At 55.7% G+C, this 14,403-nt stretch carries 6 protein-coding genes; 2 read left to right on the top strand and 4 right to left on the bottom strand.

Features of this window, described 5'->3' with window-relative positions; genetic code table 11:
• The coding region (locus AC2FAN_RS27030) for a hypothetical protein (protein ID WP_485177048.1) at positions 1-214 on the top strand (214 nt) is incomplete at its 5' end.
• A 94-nt stretch (positions 215-308) separates the two neighbouring features.
• Here AC2FAN_RS27030 and AC2FAN_RS27035 read toward each other — a convergent pair.
• The 4 genes from AC2FAN_RS27035 to hflX form a co-directional block, all read right to left on the bottom strand.
• Positions 309-3,455: a hypothetical protein gene (locus AC2FAN_RS27035; protein ID WP_485177049.1), complete on the bottom strand. Its 3,147-nt coding sequence runs from the start codon at positions 3,453-3,455 to the stop codon at positions 309-311.
• Positions 3,452-9,121 carry a hypothetical protein gene (locus AC2FAN_RS27040; protein WP_485177050.1) on the bottom strand — a complete coding sequence of 1,890 codons (5,670 nt, stop codon included), beginning with the start codon at positions 9,119-9,121 and terminating at the stop codon, positions 3,452-3,454. The genes AC2FAN_RS27035 and AC2FAN_RS27040 overlap by 4 nt, the downstream gene beginning before the upstream one ends.
• 256 nt (positions 9,122-9,377) lie before the next feature.
• Positions 9,378-9,722, bottom strand: coding sequence for a hypothetical protein (locus AC2FAN_RS27045; protein ID WP_485177051.1), 345 nt, complete (start codon positions 9,720-9,722; stop codon positions 9,378-9,380).
• Between the two features lie 572 nt (positions 9,723-10,294).
• Complete coding sequence (gene hflX / locus AC2FAN_RS27050) at positions 10,295-11,647, bottom strand: GTPase HflX (protein WP_485177052.1); 1,353 nt, start codon at positions 11,645-11,647, stop codon at positions 10,295-10,297.
• Between the two features lie 800 nt (positions 11,648-12,447).
• On the opposite strand from hflX, the gene AC2FAN_RS27055 reads away from it, so the two are divergent.
• A complete protein-coding gene (locus tag AC2FAN_RS27055) occupies positions 12,448-13,410 on the top strand; it encodes a hypothetical protein (protein WP_485177053.1) in 963 nt (320 codons plus the stop codon).
• Positions 13,411-14,403 lie beyond the last annotated feature (993 nt).

Here is a 14,403-nt window from a genome sequence, read left to right on the forward strand (position 1 = left end):
ACCGGGCCACCTGATGGGGGCAGGCCACGTCTTGGGTGCCAGGCTCGACTCCAGGCTCCACGACCATGGTGACAATGCCGTCTGCGCTGACGTGAATTTCGACCGTGACAATGTCGTCAGAGCCTCGCACACCCCGAATGACCCAATGGCGGCCGAACGCGTGCGAGCCGGCGTGCGGCTACGCGCCTCATCCCGGCCGCTCTCAACGGTCTGATCGCCAACTCTAAGAACTGCCGCTCGGGAGAGTCATGTGCAGTCTCGTCTGGAAGGCTGATACAAGGGCCACTCTCGACGGCGATGGATAGGCTTCAGGCAATTTCGACTGATGTCATGCGTCTGGTTGGATCGACAGCCGTTAAGCGAAAAGTCGCCGCCGCGCTAAGGCCGACCGCCGTGACCGAAAATGTCGCTTGATCGCTTCGGACTAGTCGGACCACGCCGCCGTGAACATTCAGCTCAAGCCCTGTTTTTGCGACGTCCTCAAGCGATTTTGGTCCAGCGCTAGCGCCACCGCCCAACACTTCGAAATAAAGTTCCGACTTGGGATAGCCCATCGGGGCCGACAAGGGCAGCCCCTGCTGCTTCAGGAGCCACTCGGTACGACCGTCGATCTCGGTGCGCTTGTCGACCGCGAGATGCGGAGAAGTTCCTGGTTGAATGAAACAGCTTATCATTGCGGCACGCCGCGAAGGTATGTGATCGGCGGGATTGCGCGGCGCCGGATTGAGTATGTCCACCGACAGGTAATGCGGACTCCAGCTCTCCGGCAAAAATAGAAGGAAAATTGACACGTGCGATGGGCGGAGCCGTGCGATTAGATCGTCGATGTCTTCGAGATATAAACGGGACTCGGATTGCGAAAGCTCGAAGTAACTAGAGGGAGGCAGGCGGTGCAGCAGTTCCTCCTCGCTGTGGAACTCGTCGCCACTATCCCAGAATATTCGAAAGAAGCCGGGATCGAGCGGTTCACGTGAGCCGACCAGGAGAAGGCAGGCGTTTGGCGTGGCTCCGCCCGGATCGAGATTTGTGATTATCTTCAGGAGAGGCTTCTGGTTCGGTACCCGATCGGGGACCGCCACAGCGCGAAGGTCAGCATCGCGTATGTCGATGGTCTCGACATTGGTCTCGGAAACGCCGGTCAACAGCAATATGATCGGGCCAGCGTGGCGCGACGAAAGCTCAATCTCCACATGTTGTTCCGGAGGCCAAATTTCATCGGAAACTGCGTCGAATCGCGAGAAGAATGCCGTTCGCGTCTGGTCGGTACCGACCATTGGCTCAATGCGATTTCGCAGCAGTTGCACTCGCCGATTTAAGTCGGTTGTTCCTTTGAGGACGCGTGCCAAGGTCCGGATTTGTTTTTTGGTTGGCTCATCCGGCGACTGATCCAGCGCAAATTCGATGAGGGCGGCCTCACTTGCTTGCCAGACGCGAAAACCGCGGAGGGAACCGGAAGCCACCGTTGGCGGACTGACCAATACTCTGGTTCTTTTCTGTGCATTTGGCCGGCTCGACCACACCACTTGCCACGGAGCCGAAAGCATTATTGGCGGCCTTGGATCAAGTATCGGCCGAACTTGTTTTGGAGCCGGAAGCGACCGACGTTGTGGGCCGCTGAGTTGGTTAGAAGCATCTGCCGTCACAGCCACCACAGCGCGGGCGACACCTTTTGAAAAGAGGTCTGCAGCGTTACCGAGCCGTAGCCGGACCGAATAGCTCGGCTCATCTGACGTCGGGCTCTCTGCCACAAGCTCAGGAGTTGCTCCTGCCCCGGTGTACTGAATTAACGGAACGCCAGCGGCATCAAAAACAATACGTAGATCAGCCTGTTTGCCGACATCGGGCGAATTTACTCCATTGTCCGGCGTGAGCTCGGCAACCTCCTTGTCGGTGATCGAGGCCCCGATCACCAGCGCAATCCGTATGTCGTGTGGCTTTCGGACCTTCCAGCTGCGTGTAAGAACCAACTCCAAGTCGACACGCCCATCAACAGCATAGGATGGCTCGATAGACAGTATCCTCGGCGGTTGTACCGGAAACGGGGGCAGGTCGGTCTTGGTGGAAAGCGCATCCGGCCACCGGCCGAACTCATCGCGTCGATAGATCGTGTGGTGAACGAGCGGGCGATCTATCTCGGAAATTTCGATGCCACGGTCGGAAAACCACGGGTCAACGGCGCTCGATCCATCAGGTCGAACGGGGCGCGGCAAATACAGCTTTGGAATTTTCTGATCGGGATCCTCCAGAATCATCCTCGTCGGACCCGATTCCAATTGGCGTTCGACGAAGTAAGTCTCTTGCCATCCGCCATATTCTAGAAATATGTCTGCATCGGCTGTTGCGGGCGAGTCTTGTCCGATGGGCTGCAGCACCTCGCCGGATGTCGCTCTCGCGGCAACCAACTGATCGGCAAATGTCAGACGAGCGAACGCTTCGACGGAACTGCTCTGAAAACGACCGACCACTTTTACTATCGGAAATGGCAGGAACTCGTCGTCTGAGAAACTCTGCAAGAGCGCCGTCCTCGAAGCGATGGGCAGCAGCGACGAGGCGGCGGTGACTTCATATCCAAACGTCGAAGCCACGATTGGACCGGCGGCCTTTAGAATATTCAGCATTGCCACCGGGTAGACCGTGACATCAATAATATCCGCGCCGTTTGGAAGCGTTTCCACATAGCTCCAGTCAGGGTCTGCCAGTGACTGTGTGAAGTTCTGCTCTACTTCGCGGAATGGGCGGGACTGTTCGAAATCTCTCGCCGCGGCTTCAATGTCGGCCAGATGAACATCCGAGTACAATTGCGGGTGTGTCGGCCCCCGCGTATTCATACGCGCCAAAGTGTTGCCCTGGAGCCGCCATTTGGCAGCATTTCGAGCGTCCAGGCTACCCTGTCCTTCCACATCGTGCGCGTACTCGGGAACATCCATCGATGGCGCGCTATACATGACGCGTCCCACTCCAAGCTCGTTAGGGATCGCAGCGATGAACAGTTCCACGAGTGAGACACGGCGATCTGAGCCAATGCCCCCAATTGTGGGGCCAAAGATTACGAACGGGCGACCGGGCTCCACGACCTGAGCGGTCTCTCGTAGCCGCCTGCCTGCGCTGTCGAGCGCAAACAATCGCGTATCAGGATCTGCGTCGGCAACGATTCCTCTAATGTAAATAATCGCCTCTGGGGGTATGCGACGCGCGTGCAGGGCGAACCCCGTCGAAGGGTCCAGAGCGGTGTCCGGGAGGCGCCATTCGATTCGTTCGCGGGCTACTCGATCATAAACCGTGATCTCGAACGGTGCTGCCGGTAGCCCGAGTGACGGATGCGAAGACCATTGCACGGAAACCAGTGACCGCGCTGATTGCAGGCTCGGGACCAGATAATTCTCATCGTAGCCGGGCGCAATGTCGTTTGCTTTCGGTCCAAAAATCGCACAGCGAGCATCGAGCAAATGCGTCATTGCCAACTCCCAATCATCTGTAGGCTACTCGTGCGCGGCTCCAATTTCGCGGCCGGAATTTCAATGAGTGTCGCCTCCTCTTTGGCGCCTGCCCCCTCGATCCAGTTCCAGCGTCGTTTCAGCCTGACGATGAGATCCTGCTGCCCCGCGGTGCTGTCGAGGACGAGCAATGCCACAAGGCCGCTTTCAGAAACGACAAACTGCGCCACCCCTATCGGCAACTCGCCACTAGTCAGGGTTGGCCCCCAAATAGAATGGGCTTCTGGTCCCACGAGAGTCGGTATCGGTGACCCATCCTCGCCGATGATCGTGCTCGCTTTCGGGAGGACAGTGCTTGTCAGAATAGGCTCGCTTGATCGCACGACAACGGCGAAGGCCTGATCCTCTTCGCCGGCGTTCGTCCAGAGGATAGTTGTGTCGGAATGGCTCGACGAGGCCTGACGCTCTCCCGTGGCTACCCAGAGAGCATCTTCGATGATCTTGTCTGGTACAATGGAAATTGCCGCTGCGGCTTCGTCTGGCCGAGCTGGACTTAGGTTCGCTATCGTTGCAAGCACCCGCCTCCGGCACAGAACCCCGTTTGCAACCGCCGCTGCCAACGAGGAGACCTTCGTGTAGAGGCCAGTTGAGAATGCGAATTGGAAGAATGGCCGTGAGGGATCGTTGACCAGCTTGCCTGCGGCGTCGACCAGATCAAAGCGGACGTTGTACGAAGATAACGTATGCAACCCTGCGTCAAAGCCGATCCAGAGTGCCCGATCCGTCGCATTGTAATTGAGACAAGGCAAATTCATTTCATCTATTGCTTGTCCGGTCGCGGATTTCCACCCCCGATGTGGTTGTGTTCTGACGCCGACGGGCGGGCGTGGTTGGCGAAAGTCCAGGGGAGAGAATACTGCTCCCGTCTGCCAATCGATCGTGCCCGTGCTGTCCGTCAACGACGCACCGCCGTCATGAGTTATCGTAACCTTCAATCGAACGTCGTAAGCGGCAAGGATCCGAAGAATGTCATGCGTCGACAGAAGGACGGCTGGGAAGTCTTCGCTGGGCATGCAACGCTGCGACCGACCGGCCGGATATGTCGCCAGTAGATACGGTTCAAGCGAAAGGGGTGGCGTGGAACTGGTCTTGAACTTGGCGATGAAAGGTGTGCCGTTGACCGAAGATTCGCCAATGAACTTCTTTTGATAATTTACCTCTACGACGTATTCGCAGTTGGGTCGAAGGAGCGGTTGGTCGTTGCTACTGAGGTAGCCGTTTAGCTCCTCTTTAATATCCTGCTTATGTTGCTTTTCGGAAAGCACACGCTGTGCCTCGGCGCTGGGCGTGAACTTCACAGGCCCGACAACAATTGTCTCGGGAAACGAAATGTCGCTTTTTTGTGACCCTATGACAATTTCTGTTGGATCGTCGGGCATGGCTAATTTTTCGAGGTCAATCGTGACCAAGACGGCGACATGCAGCGAATACTCCGACAGCGCCTCAAGTTTCCGGAACGATTCCGTCGGATCTTTCCATTTGGACATTCCGTCTACGAATTCGTCAAATCCAGCGGAAAGGGATTGAACCGATATCCCGGCGGCGATGGGGATGTTTGTGCTTCCCCGTCTCAATCTGAAAAGATCGACGATTCTGCTCTCCCGATATTGTTGCGGCACCATGAGGCACACCTGTATCGATCGGTGGCGCCAAAAGCCGTCGGCGGAGAACTTGATCTGCGGTTTGACAAACGTGATTTGGGGCGTGTTCCGATAGAAGTAGTTCAGGACGACCCCGGGGACATGGAGATCATCGACGACGTCCTTGAGAACGTGAACTGCTTCTGTGTCCTGAGCGGCGACATTGAGGATTTTTACGTGGAGCTTGGAAATAGCTCGGTAGCCGGGTTTGCTTTCCAGCTCGCTTGTGCCGAGCACACCGTCGACAGAGGCAGTATCGCTTTCGAGCATAGCCTGGAGCGGGGGATAGCACAGATAGACTGCATATTGTGCGGCGATGGGATCGTCGCAAAGCCCGCCTAGCATTTCGTCAACAATTCCGCCTGGAGCACCAGGATTGAGAATAGCGTTTTCGAAATTCAAGGGATTTCGCGTCATCAGCGCCAGCGCGACCGGAGTCGGGTGGCCACCCTGCTGTTGCTTGGTGACGTTGCGCCACCAGCGCGCCGGTGTGCCGGCGTAGGTCACGTCAACCAGATCGCCGCCTTCTACCCTTTTCAGTGTGACGCCTGTGAGCGTATAGCCACCCTTTTTCGTCCCGAGCTGAAACTCCGTAGTTTCGGCTGACCGCTTCAGATAGCTTGTGAACCCACCTCCAGTTGTTACTGTCGGCGGCGCGTTCATCGAGATCACGAGAATGCTGTCTAGACCAATCGGCTCTTTGTCGGATTGGGCAGCGTCCAGCGGGTTGAACGCACCCTGACCGAGCATAATGGCATTCGCGCCAGGGACGATCGAGAAACCGCGGACGAGATCCTCGATTGTCGTCGTGTCAGGCACATCCGGTCCGAGGCTAACGCGTACGCAGCCATTGATGGACCAGGTCCGAATCTTCACTTGACCGCAGATTTTGCCTTCGATCCGGAAGAGGGTCTTTCCACTTGGTTCGCGAAGGAATGTGAAATCAAAAGGTCCTGACGCGCCGACATCGAATGCCCAGAGATGTAAAACACCCGAGAGGAGATACCTGCCCTTGGCGTACAGAACCTCAGAGATTGACATCTGCAAGAAGGACTTCGAACTGACATCAAGATAGACAGGTCCACCGCCAATTTTTACTCTGGCCATCAGGCCGAATGCGACGGCGAACCCTGGAAGAGTTTTTGCTGCGCCGGTTTCCTCCGGCAATCCGACGATCTGATCCCCGTCGAACATGAGGTAGCCCTGAGCACCTGCCTTGATGACGCTAAAAATGTTGAGATCAACGGTGACCGGGGAGGCAAAATGGCCAAGATAGATATGCCATTTTGACCATTGTCCGACCTTTCCGCCCAATTCAATGGGCACCTTCATCTCCAGCATGTCACCGAATTTGAGGTCGGCGAACGCAGCGAGCGTGAGGGTCTGTTCCTCGACGTCGTACTCGAGAAGGCCCAAAATACCCTTGGTAAGGTCCTTGTTGTCTTTGTTCTTTTCTCCATCTTTGAGAAGGGTGACCTTAACAAAGATAATGATCCTTGGGCCGGGGTCCTCGATGGCGAGAAGCCCGTTGATATTGAGAACTTTCGAAATCATTGGGCCGACTTCCAACCCTATCCCAATTGTCCGGCGCCCATATTTCGCTTTCCAGAACTTCGGTTTTTCGACCGACTCCGGAACATCACCACCAACATCCTGGAGCCAACGCAGCGCCGGAGGGATTGCGCCAGTCTTTGGTAATTCGTTGCGCAGGAAATGGGTAGCATAGAGCAATTGAAGACCTCCAATGCCGAAGCCGGTGTTCAGCAGCGGGATCTTCGTTGGCCACTCGACAATCAGTGACGCCAAGAGTGCGAGATGACGTTCGTCCAATTCATCCTTGACGTGGGTGATCCTAAGACCACCGTAGAGTCGAAAATTCAGAGACTTGAAAATCAGGTCGATGCCGCCCGCGACGTCCCGCTCGCCGCCATTGTCGCCAATATGCAGGGCTCCGCGTCCTTGAAAGGACGGGCCAAGGTCGATTTTGACTTCCGCAGGGAAGGATTCGACCTGCACATGTCCCGACTTGAGGTCGACAGAAAACTCAAAATCATCGGCCTTGACCCCGCCGAAGTTTTGAGCGAGCCGCAACCGTATCACTATATAAGTGCTATCAGCCTTGCGAAGACGAATGTCCGTGAGCTTTAGGAATTTCCCGAGGGTGCCAAGCTCCCAAAGACCAGGGTCAGCCAGACCGATCTCATAGGTGCCCGTTGGGACCTGCACCCACCTTACCCCCCCGCTACTGACAGCAAAGCCGGTCCCGTCAATGTGCGTGGAGATGATCTGCGTCGTTTTGATTCCGGCTTCGCTTCCGAGATCGACATCGTAGTCTATATCGTAGTCGAGAAGGAACGCGGTCTCGAGCCGGTCATCGCTCATGCCCGGATCGTTGATTATGGCCGGCTGGCTACGCAAGTGGGCGGCGGTGACCCTCAACTCCTTGAGTTGGATGCGTTTTTTTAAGAATTCTCCGAGCGCGACCGCCAAAATGACTTGGGTGATATTCGCGCCGCTCTGTACTTGAACGAAGTAACCCCGTGACTGGGCGTCAGGTGCAGGTCCGGGAAGTTTAGGTGGGTCGGCAGTCATGAAGATAATCGGCGCGAATGATAGCGCGACAACAAGCTTTGCCAAATCTGGCTCGTGCTCCAATGGCACACGCGCAAGGTATTTATCGTCCGTCTTTTCGAGGCCGAACTCAATCGCCCAGCTTCGCTGCGCTGTGCCCGACGCGTCTTGCCAGGGCACCTGCACCACCGACAGACTAAACCGTCGCCCTTCAAGCCACTTATGAAGATCACCAAGGCCCGAAGCGAACGTCCCTTCCAGTGTCAGGTAGCGAAACTCTTTCCCTCCGGCGAAGCGAAGCGCCGCAGGCGAGGTGAACCATCCGAGGAATGGCCGACTTGTATCCTGACATTTGACTTGCGCGCTGACGGCCACGCCGAAGCCGACCTTGCCATGGCCATCGACAACCGCATCACTGCCGAAGCTGATCGCCAGTACGTCAACTCCGAAAGTAACATCGGATGAACTCAACGAAAGATCATCTTCAATCCAGACGGGAACCAAGCCCTGCATCAAGAATCCCTGGAACTCTGGATCCAGGCCGATTTCCTGCAGAGCCAGCCGATAGGTCTTCCATGTCCAATGTTCACGGACCGACGCTGTGCTTTTCGGCTTCTCAGGGGGAGCGAAAATCAAGGCTGGCGCATTAAGCGGGTCATCAGGGAGGCAAAGGGCAAACTTCCGCGATTTGTGCACGAATGCTTCGAAGTCTTGGCCGGTTTCCGAACTGAAGAATTTTAGGCGTGCAAGTTTTCCAAGCGCGCCGATGACGTCCCCTCCGGGAATACCTTTCCAAGCCCCTAGGTACTTTTCTACCTCCTTCTTCCAAATGCACGAGAGATCAAGGCGGCCAAGCAGCGTGTTTTCGCTATAATCTTTGAACCCGGTCGGTGCGCCGCCTCCACCGTTCGGCAAATTCTTTGACAGCCGTTCGTAAATCTGCGCTTGGGTTTCGCCCTTTTCCGCTCCGGAAATCAACGCAAAGCCGAGCCTACCGCCTGATGATGCCAGGACCTCCATCTTCTTCTTATCGCCGGAGAGGCGTCCCGGAAGAAGGTCGCTCGCATTCAGTGAAAAGCCAGGGTTGGTCAGAAATATCGTCAGCTCTACATTCTCAATTTCATCCTGGTTGTCGAAATCAATTGACAACCGATAGGGCAAGAGGCCCGAACCGAAATATCCCCCATCATCGGACAAATGGCCGAAGCTGAGCCAGCGATCCGTTCCTGCAAAACCTGCAGCGCTTGCATCGAGACAGCCTTCGACTTTGACTGTTTTGCCAGTGGCGCTAGCAACAGCAGCATCAGCCTGTGGCCGCGCCTCTTGATAGGCTGCTTCTTCCAAGTCGCGAAGTTGACCGATCGCGGCAAGATTGAACGAAGGTGCAAAAGCTGCCCATGAAGATGATTTAGTCATGAGTCCCCCAAGTTCTCACCAGATCAATCACCACCATATTCTCTTGGTTCTATGTATTTTACCAGTGGAAGTTGTGTCATTAAGCACTAAATGTACTAATTCGAGATGTTGTCGATGTAGTTATAAAATTCGAAAATGATCTGGCTTGATTTCTAATCGAGCTATCGCCTGTAGTTATCTGAGTATCTCCAGATAACCGGGAAGTAACTCCTCATCTCGTTGGCAGCTCAATCGGCTCCCACCCATGTAAGACATTTCAGAATATGCATACGGCACTGCAATCGGATCCTGCGCTGTTAAAATACACCCAAGTCCCGCCACTACGCTTAACATAGCATTGGCCGCCGCTCGGAGGAATCGAGACGAAAGTCAAGGCACAGAATTTCGCTTTCTGCGCATTGGGTACTTCAATTTCTTTATTTGTCGCAGTGCTAAAATTCTGGGGATCCATTGCGGAGGTCAGGCCACCCATCGCTCTAATTATGGATCCATCAGTAAAAAAGCTTAACAATACTAATCCAAATAGACCTAATAAAGAAACAATCGCACCTGAAATGACCGGTCCTAAAACGAATTTATCGAAGTAAGATTCTAGAGACATGCAACCTCCGCGCTGTATTATTAGGGCACTCGTAGAATTATTCTACGGAAGCAATCTAGATATGTCAGTCATAATCTCTCTGGAAGCCAATATACTATCTGTCATTCGCGATCTACCTCGCTGTGACGGTGTCTTTTCCGAGCTTGTGTGATCGTGATGTAGACAGAAGTAGCTCGTCGGGGAAGATTATTATTAGTTTGGCGCCTTGCACAAGCTCCCGACGCCCGAGAGCATAATGGGCGGAGACGTTTTCTGAAAGCCTGGCGCCTAACTCTAGGGCGGCCGCGGTTTCTCCGTCAATGCCGCGCTCCGACTAAGGTGCTAAGCCGCGCCGTGGTTCATCCATCAAGGCGCTTGGCAACGTCCCGGCCTGCTACGGCTTGGTCTTCGTCAGGGCGATATCGACCCACCGTTGATGAACGGCAATGATCAAAGCCGTCGCGGCGCCACCAGGCATCAAGTTGGCGCTGAAATATCACGGCATATGCGGGATCGCCGGCCTCGCTCACGGGTCGTTGTTGCAGGCCTTCATTCATTCCACAACGCCCGCTGTGTGCCCCGAAATTGGAGGCTCAGTGCGCGGCAAGGCTCCGCCGCAGCCGTGTGATGGCGCTTGGCAAGCCGCGCACCTTCAGCACGCGGCCAGTCTCGTTGTGTTCCTCGGACAGGACTCGCGCGCTTTCGTACACCTCGCCGATCAGCCCTTGTTTTGCGTGAGGCAGCACCAGCATGTCTTCCACCATCGCCGCCTCGAAGAAGGCGACGATGGTGGCCCGCAACGCGCTGACATCCTCAGGCGCGTGGGCGGACAGCAAGATCGCGTCCGGATGCTTATCCATCAGGGCGGCGCGCCCGGCAGGGTCCACCAAGTCCAGCTTGTTGAGCACAAGGCGGGATGGCACCACATCCGCCCCGATCTCACGCAGCACGCTACGGCTGACCTCCAGCTGCGCTTCATAGGTCGGGTCCGACGCGTCGACCACAAACAGCAGCAGCGAAGCTTCCAGTGCCTCCGCCAGGGTGGAGCGGAACGAAGCGACCAGGTCGTGTGGCAGTTGTTTGATGAAGCCGACCGTGTCGGAGACAAGCACGCGGGGTCGGGTCTCCGGCTGCAAAATACGGACAGTGGTGTCGAGCGTGGCGAACAGCTTGTCCTCTACCAGCACCTGGCTGCCGGTGAGGGCACGCATCAACGAGGATTTGCCCGCATTGGTGTAGCCGACCAGCGCCACCCGCAACTGGTCGCGGCGGGCGGATCGACGCTGGTCGCCGTCGCGCTGCACCGCTTCCAGCTGGTCCTTCAGCTCCGAGATCCGGTCGCGGATCTTACGGCGATCGAGGTCCAGGGTGCTTTCGCCGGCACCTGGTCCCTGCTGACGTCCGCCGCCTGCCGAAGACTCCCGCATGCGGGGGGCCACGTATTTCAGACGCGCCATCTCCACCTGCAGCCTCGCCTCGCGGGTGTTGGCGTGGCGGTGGAAGATCTCGACGATGACGCCAGTGCGGTCCAGCACCTGGGCGCCGGTGGCGCGCTCCAGGTTGCGGATCTGGCTGGGCGAGAGCTCATGGTCGACGATGACGAACTCGGTCTTGCGGGTGGCATCCGGATCGGGCCGGACCGCATCGACAGTCTCGGCTGCGCCTTCAAACCGTTGCCGGGCCTTGGACTTCGGAGGCGGCGCCATCGAATTGACCATACCGGTGCCGCCGGTCAGCGCCGCCAGCTCCGCGAGCTTCCCGCTGCCCAGCAGCGACGCGGCGCCGGTGTTCTCGCGCTTCTGCGATACCGTGCCGACCACTTCATAGCCCAGGGTTTTCACCAGGCGCCCCAACTCCTCGAGGCTGGCTTCGTGCGCGACATCAAGGATATCGGGCGTCTGGATGCCGACGAGGACCGTCAGTGGAATCGGGGCTTTGGTTTCCATGAAGAGCTGAGTAGCATGGACGCGCCGAAGCTTCGACACGCCGCGTTGGCGCTTGAGCCAACGCTGCGACGACCTCGGCAAGGCAGGCGTGGACCGAGCTGCCGGCCGACCTCCGCCAGTCAAGGACGTTTAGGAGTTGTCCACTTTCGGGAAGTCGATCATGGCACGCGAATGACGCTAATGGGCCAACTTTACCCGTTCAACTGACGCGGGCATGTCTCAGAACCTGCCAAGGACTTCCAGACAATAGTGCCCTTGACATGCTCATGAAATGATGTCCCGGCAGTCCTTTAGACGGTTCTCCCGGGATGAGCATCCGGAGGCAATTGAATCTTTCAGCGGCTTGTTCAGATGAGCTTCTCAAGCTCCATGGCGCGCCACAGCCCGGGACGAAGATATCGCTTGGAGCCTGAGATGAAGGGCTCGTTCCGGCCGCGTCGGGTTGATGTGTCAGAATCTGCTAATTACAGAGCCGCCGAGATGGGGGTACTGTCTCTTTGAGGGCTAGAAATAAAATAAGACTCGTGGTATCTTTTTCGCCTTCGCGGATTTCGTGTATATACTCTAACTCCAGTTACGGCGCCGCAGGCTAAATCCTCGCTTACCCTGTAGGCTTTTGAACGAGGCTGTAGTGTTTCCGCCTCTGGGAACTATTCTTGCGGGCAAGTGAATGTGCAAGTAAGGAGATAGTGCTTACCGGCATCGGGCCTGCAATCTGTTTTGCTTGGATAATTTTGCGAAATTAAGATAACCAGATCAAGTTGCTAGACGCTTAACATAGTTAAGCCGGAGGAAGCGCAATGTACTCACAGGAATCGTTTTTTTATACGTATATATGCCGACGCTCAATAGAAGTTGCTGGGATTGTGATAGCTGTAATTTTAACCATGGGAGCCGATGTAAACGAGGTACTTGCAGCAAATTGGTTCGATACTGTTCCTAGTCAATGCGCTTCGAATTTGTCCACTTCCGTTGTGAGTGGAGGTCGTCTTGATCAACTAACGGCGCCATCGCCGCGCACCTCGTTTGTAGGCTCTGTCGGCCGTAACCGGTTGGTGTATGTGCTTTCCAGCTCGGATCTCCCAGCCTCAGCCATTCACTACCGGGCTACCGTCCTCACGTTGGATAAGCGCGCCAAAGATGACTTAATCACCGCGCTCCAAAGTGCTTCAGATAGAAACCCTTTGCCTATGTTTGAGGGTGCCGCTGGAGTTGTTCTTTCAATTGCGCCGGATGTGGTTAGCTATACATGGGACCTCATCTACAACGCCGCAAAATTGGCAGTAGGGGCGGAGCCAATCGACGTCAAGGCGGTCGTGCCTCTCCTGGCGGTGGGCGGTGAAGTTACAAGAGACACGGTGGTTCAGCGGAATCAACGCCAAGAGCTTCTGGCTGATATTTTCTGGTATTATAGAGTTAGTATCGGAGCCGAGCGTCGCTCGATCTTGCTGGCTTCCTGCCGCATGCCTGTTGAAGTAAAATTCGAAATAGCTCTCACGCATGAGATTTCAAACAATAAGAAAATAGAGTATTCTTCAAATATATGGAACATATACGATATAGAAGAAAGTAAATACGATACTCCGTTGCGGTATAAGTATCAGGATGCAGAATGGATGTATGCGGATGAAGTTGGTTCAAACGGAAATATCTTAAATAATTACCGCATATCATCTAGAGATATAGGTGGATTTGGAGTGTCGTGGCAAACTATGAGCGGGGGGAGGTGGCGTTTTTTGGCAAAGGGTCTAACGTTCGAGTGATTTTGTCTATTCTATACGGATATGCCTGGTATAGTCGATCATTGTGGAGGATTTTTATTATGCGCTATGCGATCAAGATCTTCTATTCATACGCTTGGAGAAATCTTGGCAATTGTTCGGTCTGCATTCGAACGGCGTTCCAAACTGCCGTCGCGGGATGGTTGTTGTCATTGCTGCTAGCCGTATTGGGTTGGTCAGCGCTGCTGCCGCTCGCGATCGCAGCAGCGAGCGTTTTGACTACGCTGTGGGTGGCGCATCTTCTTGTACATGCGAGAAAGGCGACGCTCACTTCCGACCAGGAGCAGCAGCGAGGCGTAATGTCACGGCGAGCGACATTCCCACTGTTCTTCCGAGCATTGTGCGCGGCAGCTATGGCGTCTGCAACACCGGTGTTTGCTCAAATTTCGTGCCCTAATGGAACTGGTGCCTGTAACCAGGGAGACTGCTCAGAGTGCTATCGCCCGTGCTATGGCGGCCCCACCACCCCCTGCATCAGGTGTCGGTCCTGCGGCTCATCGTGCGGCGATAATATTTGCTAAGCGAAGAGTATTGAACGACCGCGGAACACGGCTTTCGATCTCGCCGATACGGCTAGCGGAAGGGCGAACTTGTCACGGATAAACGAAATTAATGTAGCATATCATTCTCACACGCGAACCACCGGGGAATCTCAGGGTGGCACTTCGGCCTCGCGCTACTTCCGTGCATAGGCTGCTTGCCAAGAAGAAACTTGGAGAAAGGACTGGTTGGCCGATAGGGCATGGGGACGTTAGTGAATACTCGCCAGCGTCCCACAGTTTGAGTGCGTGCCGCGAGTGCCGCAGCTCGGCGCGGGTGAGTGAAGGACCGAGCCGCGCTCAGCATTGCCGATGGTTATGGCGCCATCGAAGCGTCTCGGACAATAGTGCCCTTGACATGGTCGTATTTGGACCGGTTACGCTCCTGCGGAGATTAATGCAACCAGTCGTGGCCTGCCCCCATCAGGTGGCCCGG

The sequence above is a fragment of the Allobosea sp. RIT-PG3_2 genome (genome assembly GCF_057321085.1).

What these genes read in the sequence shown, in the direction of transcription:
- AC2FAN_RS27040 (WP_485177050.1), bottom strand. Translation starts at nt 9,121, where the DNA reads ATGACTAAATCATCTTCATGGGCAGCTTTTGCACCTTCGTTCAATCTT.
- AC2FAN_RS27045 (WP_485177051.1), bottom strand. Translation starts at nt 9,722, where the DNA reads ATGTCTCTAGAATCTTACTTCGATAAATTCGTTTTAGGACCGGTCATT.
- hflX (WP_485177052.1), bottom strand. Translation starts at nt 11,647, where the DNA reads ATGGAAACCAAAGCCCCGATTCCACTGACGGTCCTCGTCGGCATCCAG.
- AC2FAN_RS27035 (WP_485177049.1), bottom strand. Translation starts at nt 3,455, where the DNA reads ATGACGCATTTGCTCGATGCTCGCTGTGCGATTTTTGGACCGAAAGCA.
- AC2FAN_RS27055 (WP_485177053.1), top strand. Translation starts at nt 12,448, where the DNA reads ATGTACTCACAGGAATCGTTTTTTTATACGTATATATGCCGACGCTCA.